Consider the following 26561-nt stretch of genomic DNA (forward strand, 5'->3'; position numbering starts at 1 on the left):
GCTCCGACTGGAGTCAGCCAAGCCGTAATCTAACGGTCTGATAATCCCGGCGTGAGCATGAGACTGACAGGAAGTTTTTCCGCCAAGGTATAGGAGCTTGCCTTGTTTTCCTTAACCCATCTCTTCTCAGCTACGGACTCAAAAGGCGGTGGAATTTCCCCTTGAAGCGACCAAAGATCGAAAGGTGTTTCGTCAATAGAAACTTCCCAGTCATATCCTCTATCCTTTACGTAAGGGGCAATGATTTCATCAATTTTTCTCATCCACCATTCTCTGATGACCGGCCCTGGTAATGTCCTGGCAATCTGGTCGATCTTGAAACGAATAAACTTGTTGTGCGGCTCACCACCTACAAAGCAGGAGTCCTTGGCTACTTCTTCAAAAATGGTTACCACATAGAACCTTGGGATGGGGATGCCCGCATACAAACCCGTAATTCGTTCGGATAGAATTTTTTTGTCTTCTGCAGTAAATGATCCAGCAGGATGATAAATTTTCCATAAAGGCATGGTGCTTCTCCTATAAAAACAAACTATTCAAATATATGTACTGAACTGACTTGCAATAAGCAAGTAACATAAGTGTAATCAAGTCAATTGTAAAATGCAAGTAACTATTTTTTGCATCCAAATCCTATTTGGAAAGCGCCGCAAGAATTGCCCAGGAGAGGAAATGACGGTGCTGTACAAAATTCCAAGCTGCTAGGCTGGTGCCTGAACGAGCAGCACATTGGGTTGAAGTCCTGATCGTTATTCATTTCGATTATGCAAAACGTGTCGCGAAATAAGCTCGCGCATGTGGTGCAGTGGTTTAGCAGAACGCTAGGATTTGCAGGTGGTGCAGAAGGAGAAAATGCAATCAATCATTTGTTGATACTTCATGGAGTGGCGGGTTAGTTGAGGAACAGCGCCATCAATTAATTTAAGCTATCGTTTAATCAATCCCGACAAATGCTTTAACAATTCATCCTCTTTATAAGGCTTACCCAGAAACACATTAACGCCTAAATCCTTGGCGATTTTTTGATGTTTTTCTGCGGTTCGTGATGAGATGACGATGATCGGAGTTTTGGCCGTTTGCGCATTGGCGCGCACATTTTTGATGAGTTCAAAGCCGTTCATTTTAGGCATTTCCAAATCGACCAGCATGACGTCCGGAATGGTTTCCTGAAGTATTTCCATCGCTTCCGCACCATTCTTGGCGATCAGCACGTCACAGCCTTCACGTTCCAACAGGCGGCAGGTGACTTTGCGTACCGTCAATGAATCGTCCACCACCATGATGGTGGGTGTTTGCGTCGATCTCTTTTGAGTGGTGGTTGTTAATTGGGCAACAGGTGTGCTGAAAACCTTTTGTACGTCGTTGCGTTGCAGCAGTTTGACCGGATTCAGGATCAGAATGATTTCGCCGTCGCCGGTGATGGTGGCGCCTTCGACACCGGGTGCCTGTGCGAGCTGCGCACCGGTATTTTTGATCACTACTTCGACGTTGCTGATCAATGCATCCACATGGATGGCAAGATATTGGGTGCCGCTATGCAGGAACAGCACTTGGCTGTGTTTGGTGATTTCCGGAATATGATCAGATTCGCCTAGCAGATGGGATAGATGGGAGAATGGATAGGTTTTTCCATTAAATGCAATGCGATGATCTTGATAGGCTTTCTTTAGCGTGCTCGGATCCAGCTCGGAGTGATGCTCGACAATGAAAGCAGGGATTGCATAGACTTGTTTTGCAGCGCGTACCATCAGTGTTTGCGCCACAGACAGCATGAGTGGCAGACAGATCGTAAAGGTTGTGCCTTGGTTGGCAACGGAATTGACACTGATGCGGCCACCCAGCATGGCAATTTCATTCTTGACGATATCCAGACCAATGCCGCGGCCGGCAATTCCCGTGATGGAATCCATCGTTGATAGACCTGGCATGAAGATGCATGACATGACTTTGTCGTCATCAAGCGCTGCATTGTCCTGAATCAAACCGAGCCGTTGCGCTTCTTCGCGGATGCGCGGCAGATTCAGGCCGCCGCCGTCGTCACTGAGGGTGATGATCACTTCATTGTTTTCCTGGCGCAACTGGATGGTTACTTGTCCGGTTTCAGGTTTTCCTGTCTGTTGCCTTTGTGCCGGTTCCTCGATGCCATGAGCGATGGCATTACGTAACAGATGCTCCAACGGCGGATTAATTTTTTCCAACACATTGCGGTCGATTTCAAGGTCCGCGCCTTGGATTTCCAGATTGGCTTTTTTACCCATATCTTCCGCCACTTGCCGGGCGATACGGTAATAGCGTTCGGCATAATTGCTAAAGGGTATGGTGCGGATCTGCAACAGGGATTGCTGGAGCTGGCGATTGATCACGGATTGTTGTGCAGCGGCTTCTTCGGCGGCATGATGCGTGGTACGCAGGTTTTTTTGCACCGTGATGATGTCGTCAACACTTTCAGCCATCAATCGCGTCAATTCCTGGAAGCGCGTGAAACGATCAAACTCAAGCGGATCCAGTGAATGTTCGTCATGCTGTTGCGCGAGATGCGATTGCATGTGTGTTTCCGCCTGAATTTCAACTTCGCGCAACTGGTCGTGCAGGCGGTGGGTGCTTTCAGCAAGATCCTGCAATGATTGCTTGAAATTGTTGAGCTGCGCTTCAATTTTTGAACGCAGGATACTGGCTTCGCCGGAATCGTTGACCAGACGATCAATCAATTCGGCATTAATGCGTACAATGGTTTTGGCCTGCAGCGACTCTGGTTTGTCAGATGTTGGTGCGACTGTATCAACCGCCGTATCCATTGCAGTCTGTTCGGTTGTCGCTGGAAGTGTTGTATTGTCTTGTAGTTGCTCAATCTTGCCACTGATGATGTCAAACTCGGTTTCCAGTTGATCCAGTGCGGAATCGGAAATATCGTGTTCGCGGAAAGCCGATTCGACATGACTTTCCATGCCATGAATCAATTCACCCAATTGCAAGGCGCCTACCATGTGGGCGCTGCCTTTCAACGTATGCAGCAGCCGCAGTAACGCGTGATGGATATCCTCATCGTGTGGCAACATGCGCCAGCCACGCAATTTGCCGCCGATTTGTGGAATGATGTCTTGTGTTTCTTCAAGAAATACCGGGAGTAATTCTTGATTGATCGCATCTTGCGCACCCACGACAGGTTGTACAAGCGGTATGGATTCTGCGGTGACTACAGTTGGCGGTGATTCTGTCGCCGCTGCCGGTTGTTCAGGCAGGGCATCAAATGATGCTGCAATGGCAGTTTCTTGGGCGATCTCTGCTTGCGGTTGCGTGACTGCATGTACAGTTTCTTTCTCAAGAATCAGTTGTCGTGCCAATTGCAACAATTCATCGGCATCAATCTGCGCGGTGCCATGTTCACGCAGGTTTTTGCACCACTGTTCATAGGCCCGGTGTGCATGGGCGATTAGCGCGATGAGTTGTGTGGAAACAGGCCTGTTTTCAGTGAGCCAGTGATCAAGAACCTGCTCCACGCGCCAGGCCACTTCGCTCATGTCATCCAGTCTGACCATGCGGCCACTGCCTTTGAGCGTGTGAAAGGCGCGCCGCAAGTCAGCAAGCGCGTGTGGATCTGCAGGATTGGCTTGATAGCTGTGTAGATTACTGTCGATGTTTGCCAGCACTTCGTCAGCTTCTTCCAGGAAAATATCGAGCAGTTCCGGATCGATTGCCGTATCTGCCACTTCGATGGGTTGTGCAGCGGTTTTTACCGTTTCGGCAGGCTCAGCATAGATTGCTGGTGTCGGTAGCGGCGCGCTTCCGGGGATCATTGCGATTTGGAATAGCGTGATGGCTTCTTCGATAATCTGGTAGCTGTCCGGTTGTCCGCTTCTAAGCGCTTCGATGAAGAAAGCCAGGCTGCTTAACCCATCCACCAGCAGGATTTGTTCGGTTTCGGCAATTTCATAGTCGGGTTCCAGCAGTTTCTCCAACAGACTCCAACAGAGATCCAATAACGTATTGGCGCGTTCCAGATCCAGCATGACCAGTGCGCCGGAAACTTGCTTGTGTAAAGCTGAAAGCGCAGATAGCTCGGAACGTTGGGAAGGCTCAAAAAAGAATTTGTCGAGGATATGTTCAATTTGCTTCAAGTTGGTCAGAATTTCTTGCGCAACTTGTGCCAATAATTCTTTTTCCTGTGTCCTGCTGTCGATTGCGTTGAACGCCGGCGTACTCGATAGCTCACTGCCTTGATGCTCTACCGTGATTTGATGCAGACGGGAAGCGAGCGTGTCGATCTGCTGTGGTAAATCCGACGGTAAATTGTGAAAGTCATCGATGATACTTTCAATCAGCAATAACGCCGTGGCCATTTCCATTGCCAGCTCTTCGCTCGTATCCTGGGGGTGATCATGTAAATAAGCAACGGTATTGCCGATGACATCGATCAATCGTCCTAACGGCGCACATTCGGTTTGCTGCGCCAGATGCCCGAGCCAGTCGGTGTATTCCAGCAATGAAACCAGGCTTTCCTGATGCCCCGCACAAAACTCACGCCAGATATCGTTGGTTTGCATCAGCGTGCTACGCAACCTGTCCAGGACGGGCTGCAAGGTTTCCGCTTGTTCCAGCGTCAGCGTGTCTGTATCTGTTGCCTGCCCCGGCCACACATAGCTATGCTTGATGTCGGTGATGCGTTGGCTGGCTGATTCGCTATGGGCGATGTGGTAGAGCAATTCGCGCATGAGCGTTGCGGTATTGCCAGGCGTTCCGGCGGCAAGATGGCGGATGGTTTGTTCAATTTTTCCGCATAGGCGACGGATGGAAAGATCAATTTGATCGCTTTCCTGTTGCAGCAGATCTTCCAGAAAACCGGCGGCTACCCACCAGAACGCGCGTTCTTCGGTGGCTCCGGGAAATTCTTCAATGCGATTGACCGCATCAGCCATTTGTTGCAGGCCATCTTTATTCGATGGATCACGCAGCCACTTGAGCAAGCCGGCCTGAAATGCAGCACCCATCTGCTTGGCCACAATTTTCGCCGCGACAGCATCGATATGCGTTGCTTCAGCCTTTAATGCCGGGCTGACGGTTAACCGGGGGAAGAATAGATCGCTTTCGGGCGCATTCTCGAATCCATAGACTTGCATCAAGCCGCGATAAGCCGGAAACAGGCGCAGCGGATTTTCTTCTTTACCGTCGATAAGCTCATTCAGATAGTAGAGTAATGCTTTATTGGATTGCTTCAGTGCATCGCAAATCTGCGGATTGGGTGCTATTTTTTTGACAAGAAGCGCATCGACCAATTGCTCCATTTTGTCGCTAACGACGGTAATGCTGTTCAAACCCAGCATTTCAAACAAGCCGTCCATCTGATGAATGTAGTTTTTGCAGTCTTTGACCGGATTCAATTGATCCGGATGCTGGCTATAAGCGTCTAAATTTTGATCAATCAAAGAGAAGACTTGATAAATCCCTTCCTTGATGCCGATAATCGAAGAAATGTTAAGTTTTGGTTGAGCGCTCATTGTTGAATACTATCAATCAATAGTCAGATTGAAAATAGCATCAGACTTTAAAATTAGCTACCGAAGCTTTTAACTCGGATGCGAAGCCTGTGATTTGTTTGACGGATGTTGTGGTTTGCCGGGTTCCTTCGGTGTTTTGCCGGGTAATATGAAGAATTTCTTCCATGTTGGCGACAACCTGATGTGCTGAACGCGTTTGGACGTTAGTGGCATCGAAAATATTGGTAACCAATTGCGCCAGTTGTTTTGACACTCCCTCGATTTCTTCCAAAGCCCGCCCGGCTGCATCGGAGCGTTTGGCGCCCTGCGTCACACCCAGCGTACTTCTTTCCATCGCGGCAATGGCATCTTGTGTATCACCCTGGATGGTAATGATTAGCTCACTGATTTGTTTGCTCGCTTCCGCAGATTTCTCGGCCAGACGCTGCACCTCCTGCGCAATGACAGTAAAGCCGCGTCCTGCTTCACCGGCGGCGGTGGCCTGGAGCGCTGCATTTAACGCCAGTACATTGGTTTGCTCGGTGATATCGGTGATCAACGCAACGATCTCGCCGATTTCCTGTGAGCTTTCGCCCAGGCGTTTGATGCGCTTGGAAGTATCCTGTATGAAGGTGCGGATTTCATTCATGCCGGCGATCGATTCGCGTACGGCAAGCGTGCCTTTTTCCGCGGTCGCCAGCGATTGTTTGGCGACTTTGGCGGATTCTGTCGCCATATCCGATACTTCGGTGATGGATTCGGTCATGCCCAATACGGCGATGGTGGTTTCCTCAATTTTTGCGGATTGTTGTTGTGCGGCGGTTAATAAGCCGGATGACACATGTTGCGCTTGGTTGGATGCGCTGACAACCAGTGCGCTTGCCTGATTCACCTGTTCTACCAGGGTATGTAATTCTTCGATGGTGCAATTGATGGCATCGGCAATAGCGCCGGTCATATGATGGGTGATGTCGGTGCGCACGGTCAGATCGCCATCGGCGATTCTCTTCATGTCATTGAGCAGCGTTTGAATGGCCTTGCGCGCTGCTTCAATTTCATTTCGACTCACTAATTCTTGTTTGCGCACGTTCTGGCGTAATGATCTGGCGAAAAAGATGGCGGCAATGATCAATCCTGCGCTCAAGGTATAAATCAGGCTATTGAGCAAAGATACCGTGTGCGATGCCTGCGCTTGGATTGCATGGTCAAATTCTTTGATCATATCCAGCGTCGCGTCATTGTTGTCTATGATCTGATGAACAGCCGATTGAGCCGCCATGGCCGGCGCAATTTCTTTTTCAATGATATTCAGATGATCATCGAATTTTCTCATCAACGCGTACACGTGCGATAGTAGATCCTGGATGGCCTCATCTTTGTCCGAGGCTGATCCCAGTCCATTACTACCTTGGCTGAGGATTTGCATAATGGTTGAGATTTGTGCGTGATCCTGCGCGAGTTTCGCAGAGATTTCGGCCGGTAATAGTTCGTTAGGAAAAATGGCATGAATATTTCTTGACACGCTGCGTGCATGCATTCTGATGCTTTCCAGCGTTTTTATCTCATGCGACAGATTCCCGATTTCTATCATGCGGTTGATTAATTGTTCGATGCGCCTAGTTAACTGGCTATGAGTAGTACTGATTACTCGCGCACTGTTGGTCAGCTTGATCAGAGATTCTTGATGGCTCAGAATCAAATCGATTTTTTTGGCCGCAAGCTGCCAGTTGTTATGATAGACCTCCAGGTTTGAAGGCAGCGGAAGATCGGATAGCGGTGAAATTTTTTCATGACGATAGATGCCGCCCTGAAATAGCAACGTGAGGTATTGATTCAGCTGGGATTGATTGTCGTGTAATTGTGTAAACGCAATGGTATTGCCGCTGAGCGCCTGTTGCGCGGTTTTCGGCAGCTGCAAATGCTGTATCTGTAATTGTGAAATCAGCGCGGATTGCGCGGCGCTTTGCCTGGTTTCTTGTTCACTGATACTGACCGCGATCAACAGAAACAGCATGAGAAGCATCAGCACGGCGCCTGATATCCAATTATTATCTAGCAGAATGGCGTGTTTTGAGACATTCTTCTTCACCGGTAGCGTCATAACCGGCAAGTTTGTTTTGATTGCGGCGATACCCGTCGTTAGTCTAAATTTAGAAAAATGCTCTTCCATCGGTTTCTCCAGGCACAATAGCGGCTTATCTGAACTTCGAATGCTTTTGACACAATAACTTGAGTGTCGTCAGACCGTAGCATAGCCGCTATGGCTGGTAGTCAAAAACAGAATAAGACCTGGAAACAGATGTCTTTTAGGTGTTGATATTTCTAGCGGACCGCTGAATTTATGCGAGGAATAATTGATACGCGGGATTCTTGGTTTCGTCCCAGTAACGGTAACCCAATTGGTTCAGGAATGCTTTGAAAGCGGATTTTTCCTCGGGAGGAACCTGGATGCCGATCAGCACGCGGCCATAGTCAGCACCGTGATTACGATAATGAAACAGGCTGATATTCCAGTTGTGGCTCATGTTGTTGAGGAAATTCATCAGTGCGCCGGGGCGATCCGGGAATTCAAAGCGATACAGAATTTCATTGTTGACTTCATGGGCGCGTCCGCCGACTAAATGACGGACATGCAGTTTGGCCATTTCATTGTTGCTCAGGTCTTCGGTCGCCAAACCGCTTTGTCTGAGTTCGCTGATCATTTGCTGAGTTTCCTCCTGATTGCGAACCGACACGCCGACAAAAACATGCGCCACTTTCGGATCCGCATAGCGGTAGTTAAACTCAGTGATGCTTTTTGTGCCGAGCAAATTACAGAATTTCTTGAAACTGCCCGGTGCTTCCGGGATCGTCACCGACATCACCGCCTCGCGTTGCTCACCGATTTCCGCGCGCTCGGAAATATGGCGCAAGCGATCAAAATTCATATTCGCGCCGGATGCAATCGCAACCAATGTTTTATGCAGGATTCTTTCGCGTGTCACATAGGCTTTGATGCCGGCGACCGCAAGTGCTCCCGAAGGCTCCAGAATCGTGCGGGTATCCTCAAATACATCCTTGATCGCGGCGCAAATGGCATCGGTATCGACCAGAATCACTTCGTCGACCAGTTCGCGGCAGAGCCGGAAGGTTTCCTTGCCGACATACCGCACCGCCACGCCATCAGCAAATAAGCCGACTTGCGTCAATTTGACACGGCGGCCGCTTTGCAATGAACGGTACATGGCATCCGAATCGACCGGCTCGACACCGATGATCTTGATCTTTGGGTACAACCGTTTCACATAAGCCGCTATGCCGGCGATCAACCCGCCACCGCCAATCGGTACAAAGATGGCGTGAATCTGCCCCGTATGCTGGCGCAAAATTTCCATGCCGACGGTGCCTTGCCCGGCGATCACATCCGGATCATCGTAAGGATGAACAAACGTGACTTGCTCTTCTTTGGCCAGTGTGATCGCGTGCTCGTAAGCATCGTTATACGAATCGCCATGCAATGCGACTGTGGCGCCCAGCGCCATGACCGCGTTCACCTTGATTTGCGGCGTGGTGACCGGCATCACGATGGTGGCGCTACAGTTTAATTTCTTGGCGGACAGCGCAACGCCCTGTGCGTGGTTACCGGCAGAAGCGGCGATGACACCGCGGTTACGCACCGCGGGCGTCAGCTTGATCATCTTGTTATACGCACCGCGCAACTTGAATGAAAAGACCTGCTGCAAATCTTCCCGCTTCAATAACACCTGATTATGGATGCGCTCGGACAAATTGACGACATGATCCAACGGACTCTCGATCGCGACATCATAAACTTGTGCGGTCAGTATTCTTTCAAGGTAATTGTTTTTCATAACGGGAAGTAGGTAAATCCAGGCAATGGTCTCATCCGGAACTGGAAAATGGATTTTATCACGATCAGGGATGATATGAGTTTTGTTGCCAGGAAGTGAGTATTGCTGTTTCGTAGATCTAGCGTAACCGGGAGCTTCAATTAGTTGTTCTCTTTCACCGGAAATAATTGTTTACCGGAACACTGTGCGTTTTGTTTGAGCTTGGCATTGCTCAATCTGTCCCAATGCAGCAGATCCACCTTGAAAACCAGCGGCAAGGCATCGATTTCATTCCATAACCGGGTGAAGGTATTGTCGTTCATGCCGGGGGCGATGACCGCGAGATCGATATCCGATCCATCCTTGTAATTCCCTTTGGCGCGAGAGCCAAAAATCAGTACTTGATGAATATCCGGGTAACGTGCAAAAACCTGCCGGAGATCTTCGATAATCGCGGGTGACAAACCGTAGATCAATGGATTTCCTTGCGCCATGTCGCTACGTCCTGCGCCAGTTCCTTGAAAAGTAATTGTCCTTGGTTAACCAAGAAGTTATACACGGTATCGGCCAATTTCTCGTCGTAGGTGTGGCTGGTGAGGTTACGCATCTTCTGTGCTTCACTCCAGGCATTGCCATCCCTAATCAGACCCTTGCTGAGCGATTCCTGAAACACGTCGCGTGGTGTTAATACCTCAATTCCCACCATTTCCAGGCGAAGCTTGAGGATTTTCCATGCCAGTTCCCAGCAAAACTCGAATCGCTGAATGACAGAATCTCGAATAAATGAGTTAAACGGTTGTTCACAAGCTTCTGTCAAGCGCGCAGCAGCACGCACGAAAGTATCCGCGCGTTCGGTAAACCGTTGGATATCCATAGGGTGTCTCCTGTGTCAATCGGGAACAGTGCAATCGTTGGTTGCAATCAATAGAAGCCTGCGTCAATACGAGTTGCTCCGGATTTCCTCAAGATATTGTTTTCCATAGCGGGAAGTGGGTAAGTCCAAGTCACATTTTAATCCGGAACTGGAAAGGGGATTTTATCATGATCAGGGATGGCACGAGTTTTGTTGCGGCTATGGGTAATGTTTCAATTTGAATTTTTCTTTGTATACTTTACGTTTCTCTCGTCTAATATTTACGTTTATTTGTCATTATCTTTACATTTAAGTGCTGTAAGCTTTACAATTAACAGAAATAACCTTTACGTTTAATATGCCAAATGTTGATTGATGAACCCACTCGCGGCCTCCTGAAGCTTGTTTCCGATAGCGGAGGAAATGTTGCCGCCAGACTGGCCAGTAGTTTAGGTATATCGCGTCAAGCCGCCAGCGCAAGATTGCGAACCGCAATATCAAAAGGATTGATTGCGAAGCATGGTGTTGGGCGAGGTGTTGAGTATGTGCTCACTGAGACGGCTCGTGTTCATAAGGAATACGACAGGGCAGGTTTATCCGAAGATAGGGTTTGGTCTTCTCTATTTGCGCCGGTAGTAAAAGACTTGCCAGAGAATGTCCGCGATGTTTGGCGCTATGGCTTTACCGAAATGATCAACAATGCGATTGATCATTCCGGCTCAGATAAAATTACCGTTTGGGTAATGCGAAATGCCTTATATACGCAAGCTTGGGTTGCTGATGATGGGGAAGGTATCTTCAACAAAATTCAGAAAGCCCTTGACCTTTACGATCCGCGCGAAGCAATTCTGGAACTGGCAAAAGGGAAATTCACAACAGACCCGGTAAACCATTCGGGTGAAGGGATTTTCTTTTCCAGCAAAGTATTCGATCTTTTTGATATTCGATCGGGAAGTCTTCATTTTATGCATGAGGACGGATTGGATGATATGTTGATAGAGCGTCCAAAAAATGCGCCAGGAACATTGGTAGTCATGCGTCTGATGAACGACAGTACCCGCACAACAAAAGAAATTTTCGACAAATTCGCGGTACCTGAGGAGTATACGTTCGCTAAAACAATTGTTCCTGTCCGATTGGGTCAATACGAAGGTGAAAAATTGGTATCCAGATCACAGGCGAAAAGACTGATATTTCGTTTTGAGAAATTCAAAACAGTCATTCTTGATTTTACCGGGATTGAAGAAATTGGACAGGCTTTCTCTGATGAAGTATTCCGAGTATTCCAGAATGTCCATAAAGATACCAAGCTTGTGCCGGTAAATATGACGCCCGCGGTAAGGAATATGGTGTCACGAGCGAAAGCAGGATAATGGTTTGCATGTGCCGCAAATGCACCATGCGATGAACCATGGTTTCCGGATTGTCATGCTTTTATGAGACGTGAGTTTCCATACTGGATGAGATTCTTATTTCAGTCTAAAACACCCAACCAAGTTTCCAGTGCATTCAGTATCTGCTGAGCATTCTCATCGGCTTTATGTGCCTCGCGCAATGATGCAATTTGTGCCGAAAATTCGATCAAAGTAGTGCTCCTGCCGCCAATGCCTTGCGTCAAACGTTGCAAGCGCATCTGTTCCCAATGTTCCATTTCTGCTGACGTCAAGGTTTCCGGCCAATTACGGGCACGGTAGCGGAATAGCAGCTCAGGCAGCCGCTTATCATGAAAATCAATTTGCATCTTCGCCAGTTGTTGCGGTGAAGCGCGTCGTATCTGCGCCAACGACGCGGCATCCGCATTATCCAGAAAGCCGTCATACAAGGCGGCATCCACATCGCCGGACGATTCAAACATCCGACTGGTGTACGCGGTTGCTACGCGCTGAAAAAAATCCGGATGCGCACACAGTGTTTGCCAATGCCGATAACACGCGTCCATATCGAGCGCGATGCGTTCCGCGGCTTCGGCGTCCAGGGTTTTGCGCGGTGCCAGTGCCGGGCATTTGTTGATCTTCACGGATTTTACCGGCAGGCGTTGCATGCCTTCGGGCAACTCGTCGTTGCGAGTAAACAAATATTGACTCAGATCGTCCACACTGAGCGGCAGAAACATCTCTGGATCATGCCGCAGATCGTACACCAGCACGCTGTTGTTGTTTCCCGGTTCGGCGATCAATGGCATGACCAGAGAGGTGCAACCGGTTTTTGCCGGATACATGCGTGTCGTGTGCAGCACCGGATTGTGGCTGGTCAGATCAAGCTGGGCTGCCGCCTTGCGCTTGTCGCGCAGTTGCAGCAGCCAGTCGTACAGGCGTGGTTGTTGTGTGCGCAGCAACCGCGCCAACGCAATAGTGGCGCGCACGTCGGATAACGCATCATGTGCGGATTCATGCAGAATACCGTTGGCGGCGACCAGATCTTCCAGGCGGAAACTGGGCTGGCCTTCTTCATGTTGCGGCCAAACAATACCGGCGGGACGCAGGGCATACGTCATGCGCACCAGATCAATGATGTCCCAACGCGAATTGCCTTGTTGCCATTCGCGTGCATACGGATCATAAAAATTACGGTACAGCGTAAAACGCGTGACTTCATCGTCAAAACGCAGCGAATTGTAGCCGACACCGCAGGTATTCGGCTGCGCAAATTCGGCATGAATACGCGCAATAAATTCCGGTTCGGGTAACCCTTTTTCATCAGCGAGTTGCGGTGTGATGCCGGTGAGTAAGCAGGCTTCCGGGTGCGGCAGGAAATCGCGCGCTGGTTTGCAGTAAATAACCAGCGGTTCGCCGATTTCGTTCAGCGCTTCATCGGTGCGCACGCCCGCAAACTGGGCGGGACGGTCGCGTCTCGGGTCGGCGCCAAAAGTTTCGTAATCATGCCAGTAAAAGGTAATAGGCATCGTGTGTATGGATTTGAGAAATTAAGGAACTGCTGAATACTTGCTCGGCAACTGGCTCATTGCACAATTATAGTGGTATCTTACGCAAAAATTCTTAAACCCATGTAAGGAAAAAACACTATGGCACGTAAACTCATCAGCTCAGGTTCCACTTTTGAACACGAAATCGGCTACTCGCGCGCAGTGGTCGAAGGCAACTGGATTCTGGTTTCCGGCACGACCGGTTTTGATTACAGCAAAATGACCATTTCCGATGATTTATTGGAGCAGACGGAACAATGCTTCAAAAACATCGACGCGGCACTCAATCAAGCCGGATCAAGCATGAAGGATGTGGTGCGCGTCACGTATGTGTTCCCCAAAGCAGAGGATTTTGAAAAATGCTGGCCGATCATGCGCAAATATCTGGGCGATGTCAGACCGTCTGCGATGATGCTTGCGGCGGGTTTGTCCGATCCACGCATGAAGATTGAAATTCAGGTGACGGCTTATCGTGACTGAGACCTGGTGACAAGAAGAATGGGGGGTTCTGCGTTATGGCTAAGTAGAAGGGGTTTTAACATTATTCCAGTGCTGAGTAAAAAGCCTGATTAACAGGATGCCAACCATGCCACCGGCCGAATCGATGAAAAAATCGGTCACCAGGGGAGTTCGGCCATCGATATAGAGTTGTACAATTTCGGTACCGCCGGCCATCATCAGAATGACGACCGTGATCTGAACCACAGGCTGCTTTTTCAGCATTAAACCAAGAATCAACCCCAGCAAGAAAAAGAAGCACACGTGCCAGACCTTGGATAAATCCCATGGAATGATTGTTTTAAACGCAGGACTTTCTGCGTCAATTTGCGTTTCGACTTGATGCGATACCGAATCTTTCATATAACCCGGCAGGCTCGTTCCAATGACGATGGAAATAAAGGCGGAAGCCAGTAATATACGGGCGAGCGTGGATCTTTTATCTGCAAAAAGGCATGAGCCGACCAATAACAGAAAAAAAGCGCCCCATGAAATAAGAATGATGTTTCTGATCCATAGATAGGCTTGGGTTTCGCTCACAGGATAAAGCTGCATATTTCTTACCTGGAGTGAACCTGTGGATTGATTGAGTTCGGCGATCACGCGGACGCTTTGGGTTTCAGGCGTCATGTAAAAAAAATTATGGTAACTTTTCCAATCATGAGTGCCAGTCAGCGAGGTGACAATGAGTGGCAGATCCCAACGGTCCTCTTCCCCATCATTCTGCACCAATATCAGTCTTGCCAGGCTCCATGGCTTCTTGCCTGGTACCACATTGTCGCATTTGACCTCAGCGGAAAACATCAGCACGGCACCCTGTTCGATCGGTGGAAGATACTGGTGAACGCTGGCGCCGGTTCGTGGATCACTGGAAAAAAGCGTCAATTCATTGTCCACGACATCAATCCGGTCGTCTCCGGATACCTTGGCGCTCCAGTTGCCGGTCAAAAGCTCGGGTCCAACCTGTTGATAGCGATCAACCCATATTTGACAGGCAAAGGTTGCAACTACCAGGAGAATAAAGAGAAAACTATTTGTTTTGAGCAAAGGCATACAGTAGGTATTGGAATGTTTTCATGTCAGGGTTGCTATTGAGTTTGGGGGATCAGGAAATGCCGTCATCTCCCCAATGGACCCTGGTTTATCCATGTATGCCGACAGGCAAGGCGGTTCGCAACGCTCTTTAATCTAGAAATACTGAACCATTAAGGCGATATATCCAACAACAAAAATAGCCATGACAATAATGACAAGCTTTTTCATCGAATTAACTCCTTTCCGTTAAGTGCTGATTAATCATTGTTGTGTAATAGCGCATAAGTAAAGCGCATCCTGTGCTTTGCCGTCAAGTGCTATTGTTTGTCTTTGTTTGTTTGCTTGTATCATTCGGGCTCAAGTCACTGCCGCATGAGGTGAATGCGTAGTGACACAGATAGCCGACAACTCATCAATTAAATTGTATTTCTTCAGAAGTGAGGATAAAGACATATCGCATTAGAGATCTGGCAGCATGCCTTCAGAGGGGGCATATCCTGCGCGCCAGTCGGCGGCGGCGACCCTTATCTCGCAATAACCTGACAGGTAATGCTTACAAGGGTTTGAGAATATAAATTTTAAGTCAGGCAGATGGATTCAAGGAATTTATTATTACATCTCGCACCACTTGAGCGCGATAACTTGATCTGGATGGAAAGCGTAACAGTTTAAAACCAGCAGTCATGCATGCTTTTTCCACGAAATTGCTTTTAGCACGCGCTTCGCGCCGAATATTGTTTGTATCATCCAACTCTAAAACAGCAACGATCGTGAGCGTTCGTTTTTCACAAAGTATGTAATCAAAATGCTGAGGCGGAATTCTATAGATTGCGGCGCTACAACTTCGTACATTAAAAATCTCATCCGGTGTAAGCACGTCAGTAATACGCACTTTTGCAAATATCTCATAATCATTTGATAAAGATTCTTTTAGCGCGAGAAAAAAAGAATGCTCGGTGCTGGAAAGTATTCCTTCCTGAGATTCATATTTAAAATGAGAAGATTTTTTACGAAATTTCAACAACGTAAATGTCTTGCTGAAAATTGCAATTATATTCATGATGAAATACTAACCGATCAAAGAATAAGGTTATCGGCAATAAAGAAGGAGCTTAAAGGCGTTCGGAAAAATAGTGTGACCGGAATAAAGAAAGTCTGCGTTAGTTAAGCGTTAAAAACTGTTTTATAAAAAGCACATTAGATGGCTATTGAATATATAATCAATAACTCACCGATCAATTTGATAGTTTATCGATAATTACAAAATGAAAGAAGAAATTAAACAAAGATTGGAAAAGCATGAAACCTGGCAGCGTGTACTCTATATGTTATTTTTCATTTTCATCTATACGATTTCAAAATTTCTAATTATTGGTGTCATGTTATTTCAGTTCATTACTATTATTTTGACCGGTAACATTAATGAGCAATTGCTGAAATTTGGCCAGAATCTTAGTACGTATCTTTATCAAATTACAATATTTTTAACTTATAACAGTGAACAACGTCCATTCCCGTTTAGCGCATGGCCAGATGGCGCACCTAATCAGAAAGCTTATTATCTTGACGAATGAATGCAGTCAAGATTTAACTTAAAATAGGGTTTTTTTACTGTCTTTAAAGTCTTTAAAAATGGGGTACTTTGCTGGAATGTGGGTAACTTTTACTTCACACAAAGTTAGCTATTAGTCGTGTATAAAAGATTGCATGGCTTAATATGAATCCCATCCGCAAGTAGGTACGAGCATAACGCTGTGTGCTTGCTTGCTGTACCTACTTGCCTACCTGCAAAAAGCAGTATATCCGTTTTTTTTACTGGATCGTCAAGTGATAAGTAACATTCTGGGATTGCCCCGCCCGGAAATGCAGAACATGCGTTCCCCGAGGAAGTGGTGGCAACATTACCCAGAAGCCGTCAGAAACAATCGGATATCCCGTGAGAAGATTGGGATCCAATCCAAAGATATTATCCGCTGGGAATTTAACTGAGAAAACCGGGGATTGACTCCGTATGATCGGAGTTTTCGGATTAAAAATAATCGGACTTCCATCCAGAGTGGCTTCAAGATCGCCCCCAATGGATGGCGGAAGAAAGTCATTAGCGAATTGACGGTAATCAGCTTCCGTATTGTTTGGATCGTCCAATGCAGAGTTAATCCAGAAGGCGTTGGCTATTGGAAACAATATGTGCTTTCCGTGTGGGATAGTGCAATTGCGTTCAGTTGTGCCACCCGAAAAAATACCTGCTAGAAACCAAACCGCTCCTGTTTGTTTGACATCACAAAAAGCGCCACTATTATCCAACATGGGATTTGTTGCGGCGGGAATTGCAAGAGCCCACTGCCACCACTTCATTGACCACTCACCCATAGTTTTGCCAAGTACAGCGGGTGTCGCATCGGCATGGGCATGCGAAGGGGAAGTCATGGCGAATGAGATCAGTATAGCGCAGACTGTGTGCGATAGTATTCGTGAATATTTGTTAAACATAAGCATGTTAATCTCCTGTTCTTTAAGAAAAAACTTACTCATCAATTAAATATATTTTTTCAGAACAAAATGCTAAGAATTGGCAATGTCCGGTAAGATATTAACAGAACGTTGTGTGGTGATGATAATGTGTACTACTTCAAATCCACCTCGACGTGATGCTCCTGGTGATCGTCTACCAGGGGAATCATGCCTTGTGGTCGCCCTGATTCATCGACACCCACGCTATCAACCACGGTACCATCCACTGTTACATGGATTTCATGGTTGGGTTTCTCACCGTTGCATTTGATGGTGATGTGATAGAAAGTTTCGCGAAAGCGGTAGTGAATACTGTACGATTTCCAGTGCGCCGGAATACACGGGGTCATGCGCAGATGGTCTACTTCCAGTTGCAGACCGAGCAGCGTTTCCACGGTCAATCGGTACATCCAGCCTGCCGCCCCAGTGTACCAAGTCCAGCCACCCCGGCCCAGATGTGGTGCTGCACCATAAATATCCGCGCACATAACGTACGGCTCAACTTTATAACGTTCGATTTCCGCAGGTGTACGGCCGTGATTGACGGGATTGAGCATGGCGAACAATTCCCATGCACGTTCCCGGTCACCCAGCATGGCAAACGCCATCGTGGACCAAATTGCGGCATGAGTATATTGGCCGCCGTTTTCACGGATGCCGGGCACGTAGCCTTTGATATATCCGGGTTCAAGTTCGGATTTGTCGAAGGGTGGATCGAATAACTGGATCAACTGTGTATCGCGTCGTATCAGACGTTTATCCACCGCGGCCATTGCTTGGCGTGCACGCGCGGAATCACCGCCGGAAATAACCGCCCAGCTCTGACTGATCGAATCAATCTGACACTCATCATTGCTGGACGAGCCCAGAGGTGTGCCGTCATCGAAATAGGCCCTCCGATACCAGTCGCCGTCCCAGGCATTGGCCTCGATATGGTCACGCAACAACGAAGCCTGTCCGGCGCAAATATCAACAAAAATTGCATCCCCCCGACTCCGCGCCAAATCGGTAAATACCTGAAGGTTGGCGTACAAGAACCATGCTAGCCAAACGCTCTCGCCCTTGCCGTCACGACCGACGAGATTCATGCCATCGTTCCAATCGCCGCAGCCCATCAGCGGTAATTGATGCTCGCCAAAGCGCAAACCATGCTTGATGGCGCGTACGCAATGTTCATAAAGGCTTGCCGCTTCCGTCGAACGTTGTGGCTGGTCGTAATAAGCCTCCTCTTCTGGATATAACTCGCGGCCTTCCAAGAAGTGGATCGATTCGTCCAGTATGCCGGTATCGCCGGTCGCCAACACATAGCGGCAGGTTGCATACGGCAACCACAGATAATCATCGGAAAAATGGGTGCGCACGCCCTGCCCATTGGGCGGATGCCACCAGTGTTGCACGTCACCCTGAAGGAATTGCCGCTCGGCGCAACGGATTAATTGTTCGCGGGCAAGCCACGGTGTCGCATGGATCAGCGCCATGGTGTCTTGTAACTGATCGCGAAAGCCGTAGGCGCCGCCCGACTGATAATATCCGCTACGGCCCCATAATCGGCAGGATAGTGTTTGGTAAATCAGCCAGCCGTTAGTCAGAACATCCAAACCAGGATCTGGCGTCTCCACATGTACTGCGCCCAAGGCGTGGTTCCAGTATCCCCATACCCCCTCTAATGCTTGCCGTGCACCTGCGAGTCCTCCATATTGCTGGATCAGTTGTTGCGCTTCTTCAGTATCGTGGGCTGCGCCGAATATAAATACGATTTCCTGCGCTTGTCCTTCAGCCAGTTCGATTTGGGTCTGGATTGCGGCACATGGGTCCAGGCCCGCACCGGTCTTGCCCGACAAGCGTTTGCGGCGCATCGCTGCCGGGCTGGCCAGCGAGCCGTTACGACCAATGAACTCGGTACGATTTCCGGTCACCGAACGTGCCTGTTCGCTGACCTTCGCAAAAACGATCCGTTTGGCATATTCACGACCATATGCATTACGGGCATACAGCGCTCCACTATGCGCATCTATTTCAGTCACAATGTGCATCAGATTGGTGTGCCGCCATTCACCGAGTACCAGCTCCCAGTAGCCGGTGAGCGACAATCGCCGCGGGCGTTTCGAATGATTGTGCAGCTTGATCACCACGAATTTCACTGGCGCATCCATGGCAACGTAGATTTTCAGCTCCGAAGAAATATCAGTTTGATCATGCTCGAACACGCTGTATCCAAATCCATGCCGGCAAACATATCCGGACTGACCTCCGGACGGTAATGGCGTCGGTGACCAGAATTCGCCGGTTTCTTCATCGCGAATGTAGAACGTCTCACCACTGCTGTCGCTAAGCGGATCATTGTGCCAAGGGGTCAATCGGAATTCGTGTGCGTTCTCCACCCAGGTATATGCACTTCCGCACTCACTGACAACGGTGCCGATGTGCGGGCTGGCGATTACATTGACCCACGGTGCGGGCGTGCTTTTACCGGGTTCGAGGGTGATGACGTACTCGCGCCCATCGGGCGTAAAACCTCCCAAACCGTTGTAGAAAATCAGTTCGCGCGTTAACAGCGGGCTGGTTGATTTAGCGACCGGCAGCAGCCGGGGTTCCAGAAGATCCGAAATACGTTCAGCCGATACGCGGCGTTCCAATGGTTCGATTAACGTTTCGGCGGTATCGCTGAATACGATGCGCGCGACAGTCTGCAGCAAGACTCGCTCATCTTCGGTCAGCTCTTCGGTACGTCGCACGAAGACACCACCGGGTTTGTCGATGATTTGCGCTTCAGGTCCCGCGTTGATCAGTCCCATGATCTGATCGTGCAGAACCGCCCGATAGCCCGAAAAATCCTCGTTCACGATTACCAGATCAGCTGCCAATCCCTTCATCCGCCAATAGGCATGCGCTTGCAGCGCTTGTTTGATCAGGTCGATACGGTTGAGACTGCCGATTCTAATCAGTACGATCGGCAGGTCACCCGAAATGGCAAAGCGCCACAGCCCGGATTGCCCCAATTGGTTGCGTGCAATCATGCTAGGGGCAGCGCGCCGCAATGCATTGCTGTATATGACGGAACTCGCAAGGCGACCGTATACTTGGGCATCAGCTTCGGTGGCGTTGAGGTTGCGCAGTACTTCCTGACTCTGGAACCATGCCATTTCAAAAGCCCGTTCCACGAAATGCCGGTCGCAATAATTATCCAACAACCCCAAGGCCGCCTCGCGCGTACTCGCAACACCGGAGATGATCTGTAGCGTGGCCGATTCGTCCGGTAACAAGGTGATGGTGCGGCGGATCGCCACGATCGGATCGAGCACCGAACCATCTGTGTTCGACAAGTTTGACGCGCGATTACTCGCATCCAGTACCACTGGATTGGCCGCTGTTCGTCCCCGTCCGATGAATTGGGTGCGATCCGTCTCATAGGACGGCTCATCAATCACCGTACCCGGAGCCGCCAGTAAATGGAACATCCAGGGTATCTGTTCTCGCGGCGTGCGGCGCCGCCGCGTACAAAGGATCGCCTGTCGATCGCGGACAATTTCGGTTTGCACGAACAGATTGCTGAAAGCACGATGAGCTAAATCGGAATTCAGCGGCGCCAGCACCACCTCCGCATAGCTGGTTACTTCAATATGACGCGTACGGGACGATTGGTTGGTCAGTGTGACGCGGCGAATTTCCACGTTGTCTTCGGGTGAAACGCTGATTTCAGTGTGCGTTTCGATCGCATGATCACGGCGACGATATTCCGCACGTCCTTGCACGAAGATCGCCTCGTAGTGATCGGCTTTGCGCAGAGTGGGTTGATAAGCAGTGGACCAATACCGCCCGGAATCACGGTCGCGCAAGTAAATGAAAGTACCCCAGCCATCGGAGGTCGCATCCTCGCGCCAGCGGGTGACGGCCAGATCGCGCCAGCGGCTGTAACCGCCACCGGCATGTGTCGCCATGACGTGATACTGGCCATTGGATAACAAGTGTACTTCCGGTATCGGTGTGTTCGGGTCGGTAAACACGCGCATAATCGTGCCAGATTCCGGGACTGCCGGGCGCGCAGCGGCACTGACTTCCGCGGCATGGGGGTGTAATGTTGCCCCTTTTTTCGGTATACGCTCCTGCAACAACAATTTTGTCGCCTGGACCAACGGATCCGACATAAAACGGCGCTGCATCGGACAGTTAAGCAATACCTGTTCAAAAGCTAATAGGCTCATGCCTTGGTGATGCGCCATAAAGGTGCGCACAATGGCGCTGGTTTTGCCGCGCGGCACACGGGATGGCGTAAAATCGACCGCTTCGTAGAATCCATAGGCGCCGAGCAAACCGCTGGCTGCCAGCGTCTGCAAATTGCGGCACGCTTCGCGCGGCATCATCGTCAGTGCCAGTGCGCTGGCGTAAGGCGCAATGACCAGGTCATCTCCCAGCCCTCGCTTGAAACCCAATCCTGGCACACCGAATGCCCGATATTGATAGACTTGGTTGATATCGGTGGCGTTATAGCAGGACTCGGAAATGCCCCAGGGCACATCGCGTTGCCGACCGTATTCGACCTGGCGCGACACCGCAGCTTGGCAGGTTTGCTCCAACAACGTGTTGTCGTAGCCCGGCATGATCAGACGCGGCATGAGGTATTCGAACATCGAACCACTCCAGGAAATCAGGCTGACATCTCCGCCATGGCTGGTCAACAGTCGGCCTAGCGCAAACCAATGTTTTTGCGGTATTTGCCCCTGTGCGATGAGTAGAAAACTGGCTAGGCGCGCTTCGGATGCCAGCAGATCATAGCAGGATTGATCGCGGCGACGTTCGCCGACATCGTAGCCGATAGCCAGCAAATCCCGCGATGTATCGTAGAGAAATTCAAAATCCATGACGGCAAGTTTGCGGCAACGATCCGCCAGGGCATTGATGACCCTAATCCGCTCCAATGCACCTTTGGCAGCTCCAGCGGATAGCCGCGTTTGCATATCTGCGGCGTTGCTTCCGGCCAATTCCGCCAGTGTCGGGATGTGGTTGAATGGCTGAGGTTCGGGAACTAGGTATCGCAGATCATCTTGCAGTGATCGAATCTGCTGATCAAATGCCTGCGCCCAGTAATACAGCTCGCCATCGATATCGATATCCGCGGGCAGACAAGCGATCATCTCCTCGCTGATATGATGCATCTCATCCAGCAAGCTATCGATGGTCGCCAATGTGTGCGTCGGTCCGTTCACTGTGAGTGTGCGCAGATGGGCCTCAAGCGCCTCGATTTTCTTCGCAAGATCGGAGATGGGTGATACGGGTACGTGTTCGACAAGCACTCGCAAGGTATCCTGCAACCCATGAAATGCATTGGCTGACAGAATCGGCTGGTGCTTCAACTCGATCAATCCCGCTTGCAAGGTGAGCAAGCTACCGGCGAGGTTTCCGCTGTCCACAGAAGAAACATATTGCGGATGTAACGGTTTCAGTGTGCGCGTGTCGTACCAGTTGTAAAAATGACCAAGGTAGCGTTCCAGTTTTTCCATCGTCTCCAGCGTATTTTGAACCAATCGCAGGAATTCGCCGGCGGCGATGTAACCAAAATCATAGGCGGCCAGATCCGCCAGCAATGACATGCCGATATTCGTGGGTGATGTACGCGTGGCAATGGCGGGTGCCGGATATTCCTGAAAATTGTCGGGTGGCAGCCAGTTGTCCTGTGCACTGACAAATTGTGCGAAGAAGCGCCATGTACGGCGCGCTGATGCGCGCAGGAATATGCGTTGATCGCTCGTCAGCTGAGGTGCCGTGGATAAAAGCGGTTTGCTGATCCACCAGGCGACAACAGGTGATAACAACCAAGCTAACAAAACAGGTGCACAGAACAACAGTTCCGTTGGACGACTGCTTGCCAATGCCAAGCCCAGCGCTATTGCCACAGTAGGCGCAATCCACATTTCTTTCACAAAATCGACCAACGTACGGCACGCATTGCGGCGCGTATAGGATGGTAAATGCCACAGCATCAAGCCGTGTCGCGTGAACAGCATGCGCAGTCCCGAACGTAAGATGGCGCTCAGGCTGATCAGCGTGTCATAGGGCAACAGAATCAACGTCAACAAAGCGAGTGCGATGGGGTGCCCCGCTGACTTGCTGGTCAGGCTCACGTGCACTAGCCAGTCACGTTCTTCCGGTTTACGGATGAATTCGATGAGGCTTCTCAGCAGGATAGGCAAGAACACCACGCCTGCGACCAGCACAATCCACAACCATGCTGGCTCCGGGCCGAATAACCAGCCCCCGATTAGCAAGGCCAGTAATGAAGGTGACACAAGGCTGCGTCGCAGATTGTCGAATATTTTCCACATCGACAGCGCAGTCAATGGATTCGGTTGCCATTTTGCTTTCGATTCATTGGAGCCGGGTGGTCCGGGCACGCGTGGAAGCAACCAGCCGGCAAGCTGCCAATCGCCGCGTATCCACCGGTGCCGTCGGCTAGCCTCCATGGCGTAACTGGCCGGATGCTCTTCAATGAGATCGACATCGGTTACCAGTGCCGAACGCGCGTACCCGCTTTCCAGCAAGTCGTGACTGAGAATGAGATTTTCGGGGAAACGTCCATCAACGGCCTGACGAAAAGCGTCCACATCGTAAATGCCTTTTCCGACAAATGATCCTTCGCCGAAAATATCCTGGTAGACATCGGAGACTTCGCGTGAGTAGGGATCAATGCCTGACTCACCCGCGAACAATTTTGTGAACTGCGACTGGCCTGCACTGGTCAGGCTGATCGAAGCGCGCGGTTGCAGGATTGCGTAGCCTTCGACGATGCGTCCGCAATCAGCGTCGTATACCGGCCGATTGAGCGGATGGGCCATGTTACCGATCAGGGTGCGTGCCGCATCGCGGGGAAGCTGCGTGTCGGTATCCAAGGTGATGACATACTGAATCGATTCGAGTATGGATGTTTCTCCGACGATATCCGAGAACGCCGTTTTTGCGCCACCGCGCAGCAAGGCATTGAACTGCTCCAATTTGCCGCGTTTGCGCTCATACCCCATCCACACCTGTTCGTGTGGATTCCATACCCGTGGCCGGTGAAACAAATAGAAAATACACGGCCGGTCGTCAAGATAGGTGGCATTGAGCGCCTGAACGGCAGCGCGCGCATAGGCGAGTAATGCGTCGTCCTCCGGTTGCGTGCGCTGCCGCGCATCACGGAAATCCGTCAGCAAGGCAAAGAATAGATTGGGATCACGATTACCGAGATAGCGGATTTCCAGTGCTTCAAGAAGATCATCAACTTCTTGTGGTTTACTTAGCAAAGTGGGAACCACGACCATGGTGCGGTGCGCCGCCGGAATACCGTGAGAGAAATCCAGTCGCGGCAACGTACGCGGCGACAGAATGAGCGTGACCAGCATATTTACCAGCGAGACTGCCAGTGCTGAAGCACCGATGACGCCGGTAATTGCAAAAAACCAGAAGCGCCAATCTCCCGGCCCGAGACCATCGAATGAGAAAAACACGGTCGATGCCGCCAATGCGCTGAGCAACAGGATCGGACCAAGATAAAGCAACAGGTTGAAATGCCGGCTCGCACGACTGATCCGTAATTTCCACGGCAATCGGAAACCGACTGCATGTTCCAGTATTGGTCGGCCGTGATCAATCAGGTAGTATCCAACATGCGCGGTACGGTCGTCGACACCCAGCCGTTCTGCCGCAGCTTGCGCCAGCGCAATGACTTTGCGGGTTACCGCCAATTCACTGTGCAAACTGCCTCTCGCGACATCCTCGATAACATGCCGGTAGCGGTCGCGGGTGGAAAAATCCTGGTGCGTGTGCATTTTCGCTGGATCTTCACGCAATGTCTGTTCGACAGCACTGAGCAATTCAACATAGTCCCGCCAATTCATGGTATCGATAAAACGCAGGCTACCGATGCTGTTGGCGATGGAAATCTGATTGGCCGCGGCGGTTCGACCTGCCGATTCTGACAGCTGTGTTGCAGTCACTCCCTGTTCTAACAGTTTTTGTTCGACCCAGGTTTGAACGAACGCCATGGCGGACCCTTGGGCCTGCAGTCGGGCATAAAATTCCTCCACAAACGGCGCGGTCAGCGGTACATCCGCATTGGCAAACTCGGCCAGCAACTGAATCAGCTGTTTGGGCTCCTTTTCAGCCGCGGCAAGCATGCGATCCGCCCAACTGATGGCGGCGTTGAGCTCCTCGCGCCGGCGGGCGATACGCAGTGCAACACGGCGAAGATTTTCCAGTAACGCCAACTGCAGCATGATCGGAAATGCCCATAATTCGCCCAGCTTTAACGGCTCGACAGTCTGGTAGGCGGCGATGAATTGAGTGACGTTTTCCTTGTCGACACGACCATCCATGTGGGAAATCAGTTGTAAAGCCAAATCATAGATGCGGGGGAAACCGGCTGACGGGCCATCCGCTAATCGCGGCAACTGGCGGCTGTAACCGCGCGGCAAATGCCGGCGCGCCTGATTGATCTGTTGTTCGATGAGATAAAAATTATCCAGTAGCCACGCTTCAGCCGAAATAATGCGTTGTCCCGGCGCCGTTGCAACGGTCACGACGTCATATGCGGCGAGCAGAATACGTTCATTGTCCGCTAGCCGTGGCAACAACCGATCTGGCCCCGGATGTGGGTCGATCTTGTACTGCCCGGCCAACATGGCCCCTTGACGCTTCAATTGCTCGATACTGAACAACTCGGAACGCAGTAACTCGGTATCGCGAGCGTTACGAAGCACATTCCGGGTGTGTGCCGAAAATCCGAACTCTTTAATATTGATAATATTCTCCTTGTTCGAATTCATGGTGATCAGCGTAGTCACCGTTTTATGACTGGTGCTTGCGAGAAACTAATGCTGCGTGCTTACAGACTATCAGCAGGCCATTGAAAAACTATCTGCGTTGCCGCTACGGTGTTAAAAACAGGCTCAAAATGCTCATTTATCACATATAAACTGCGCTTTTTCGCCTGTTTTTGCCTCGTATCGACTGTCTCGAAAACGTTTCTCAACGGTCTGTCAGTCATCTATTGATCGCAATTTTTGTTATTTTTTTGGGAAAGGAATAGGGGTTATCAGCAAAAAATGGACAATATGCTGTATGGCTGCACTTACGTTACTCCATTTTAAGTTTTGTGATGCTTTATATCTCCTTGGCATTTCCTTGACCGGTTTTATCATGACGCTGCTTAAATCTTAGTGACAGTATTCGGCAGTGTCTGTTCGGTATCGTACACAATGAGAAAAGTAACTCAGTGCCAATGGACTTGGGATTCGATCAGAAATTTATGAATGGCGGGGAGGTAATAACCTTGGTAGGCAAGTTGTATGTTGTCAAAACAATTTGAACAGACGATCGCCTAATTGGAGTGCATTAACTTAGAACGAAATTAGTACACAGTGGAAGCAATCAGCCGATTTCCCAAGATTTTGTCTGAGACTCGGCTG

15 protein-coding genes are annotated in these 26561 nt (G+C 49.9%); 4 read left to right on the top strand and 11 right to left on the bottom strand.

Annotated elements, in window-relative coordinates:
• Positions 1-29 precede the first annotated feature (29 nt).
• On the bottom strand, positions 30-509 hold the full coding sequence (locus tag Q0K92_RS02990) for a tautomerase family protein (protein ID WP_297324320.1): 480 nt from the start codon (positions 507-509) through the stop codon (positions 30-32).
• Positions 510-764: 255 nt separating this feature from the next.
• Here Q0K92_RS02990 and Q0K92_RS02995 point away from each other — a divergent pair, with 255 nt between their 5' ends.
• Entirely contained in the window at positions 765-896 is a 132-nt protein-coding gene (locus tag Q0K92_RS02995) for a hypothetical protein (RefSeq protein WP_297324321.1), read from the top strand.
• Positions 897-926: 30 nt separating this feature from the next.
• On the opposite strand, the gene Q0K92_RS03000 is transcribed toward Q0K92_RS02995, so the two are convergent.
• The 5 genes from Q0K92_RS03000 to Q0K92_RS03020 form a co-directional block, all read right to left on the bottom strand.
• On the bottom strand, positions 927-5492 hold the full coding sequence (locus Q0K92_RS03000) for an Hpt domain-containing protein (RefSeq protein WP_297324322.1): 4566 nt from the start codon (positions 5490-5492) through the stop codon (positions 927-929).
• A 40-nt stretch (positions 5493-5532) separates the two neighbouring features.
• Positions 5533-7641 (bottom strand): methyl-accepting chemotaxis protein, encoded by a 2109-nt coding sequence (locus Q0K92_RS03005; protein ID WP_297324323.1) that lies wholly within the window; start codon positions 7639-7641, stop codon positions 5533-5535.
• Between the two features lie 169 nt (positions 7642-7810).
• Positions 7811-9322: a threonine ammonia-lyase, biosynthetic gene (gene ilvA, locus Q0K92_RS03010; RefSeq protein ID WP_297324324.1), complete on the bottom strand. Its 1512-nt coding sequence runs from the start codon at positions 9320-9322 to the stop codon at positions 7811-7813.
• A 140-nt stretch (positions 9323-9462) separates the two neighbouring features.
• Positions 9463-9795, bottom strand: a complete 333-nt coding sequence (locus Q0K92_RS03015; RefSeq protein ID WP_297324325.1) for a nucleotidyltransferase domain-containing protein — start codon at positions 9793-9795, stop codon at positions 9463-9465.
• Positions 9774-10175 (bottom strand): HI0074 family nucleotidyltransferase substrate-binding subunit, encoded by a 402-nt coding sequence (locus Q0K92_RS03020; protein WP_297324326.1) that lies wholly within the window; start codon positions 10173-10175, stop codon positions 9774-9776. The genes Q0K92_RS03015 and Q0K92_RS03020 overlap by 22 nt, the downstream gene beginning before the upstream one ends.
• A gap of 344 nt (positions 10176-10519) precedes the next feature.
• On the opposite strand from Q0K92_RS03020, the gene Q0K92_RS03025 reads away from it, so the two are divergent.
• Positions 10520-11527: a DUF4325 domain-containing protein gene (locus Q0K92_RS03025; protein WP_297324327.1), complete on the top strand. Its 1008-nt coding sequence runs from the start codon at positions 10520-10522 to the stop codon at positions 11525-11527.
• A gap of 101 nt (positions 11528-11628) precedes the next feature.
• Here Q0K92_RS03025 and sbcB read toward each other — a convergent pair whose 3' ends face one another.
• Positions 11629-13056, bottom strand: coding sequence for an exodeoxyribonuclease I (gene sbcB / locus Q0K92_RS03030; protein ID WP_297324328.1), 1428 nt, complete (start codon positions 13054-13056; stop codon positions 11629-11631).
• 120 nt (positions 13057-13176) lie between these two features.
• Between sbcB and Q0K92_RS03035 the strand changes: the two genes are divergently transcribed.
• Positions 13177-13557, top strand: coding sequence for a RidA family protein (locus Q0K92_RS03035; RefSeq protein WP_297324329.1), 381 nt, complete (start codon positions 13177-13179; stop codon positions 13555-13557).
• A 39-nt stretch (positions 13558-13596) separates the two neighbouring features.
• On the opposite strand, the gene Q0K92_RS03040 is transcribed toward Q0K92_RS03035, so the two are convergent.
• Together Q0K92_RS03040 and Q0K92_RS03045 are read right to left on the bottom strand one after the other, a co-directional pair.
• Entirely contained in the window at positions 13597-14628 is a 1032-nt protein-coding gene (locus tag Q0K92_RS03040; RefSeq protein WP_297324330.1) for a VanZ family protein, read from the bottom strand.
• A gap of 565 nt (positions 14629-15193) precedes the next feature.
• Positions 15194-15670: a DUF2726 domain-containing protein gene (locus Q0K92_RS03045; protein WP_297324331.1), complete on the bottom strand. Its 477-nt coding sequence runs from the start codon at positions 15668-15670 to the stop codon at positions 15194-15196.
• 205 nt (positions 15671-15875) lie between these two features.
• Between Q0K92_RS03045 and Q0K92_RS03050 the strand changes: the two genes are divergently transcribed.
• Positions 15876-16184, top strand: a complete 309-nt coding sequence (locus tag Q0K92_RS03050) for a DUF4389 domain-containing protein (protein ID WP_297324332.1) — start codon at positions 15876-15878, stop codon at positions 16182-16184.
• A 238-nt stretch (positions 16185-16422) separates the two neighbouring features.
• On the opposite strand, the gene Q0K92_RS03055 is transcribed toward Q0K92_RS03050, so the two are convergent.
• On the bottom strand, positions 16423-17037 hold the full coding sequence (locus tag Q0K92_RS03055) for a hypothetical protein (RefSeq protein WP_297324333.1): 615 nt from the start codon (positions 17035-17037) through the stop codon (positions 16423-16425).
• Between the two features lie 197 nt (positions 17038-17234).
• Positions 17235-25919, bottom strand: a complete 8685-nt coding sequence (locus tag Q0K92_RS03060; protein WP_297324334.1) for a glucoamylase family protein — start codon at positions 25917-25919, stop codon at positions 17235-17237.
• Positions 25920-26561: the final 642 nt, after the last annotated feature.

The sequence above is a fragment of the Nitrosomonas sp. genome (assembly GCF_024282095.1).
In the GTDB taxonomy this organism is placed as follows: Bacteria; Pseudomonadota; Gammaproteobacteria; order Burkholderiales; family Nitrosomonadaceae; genus Nitrosomonas.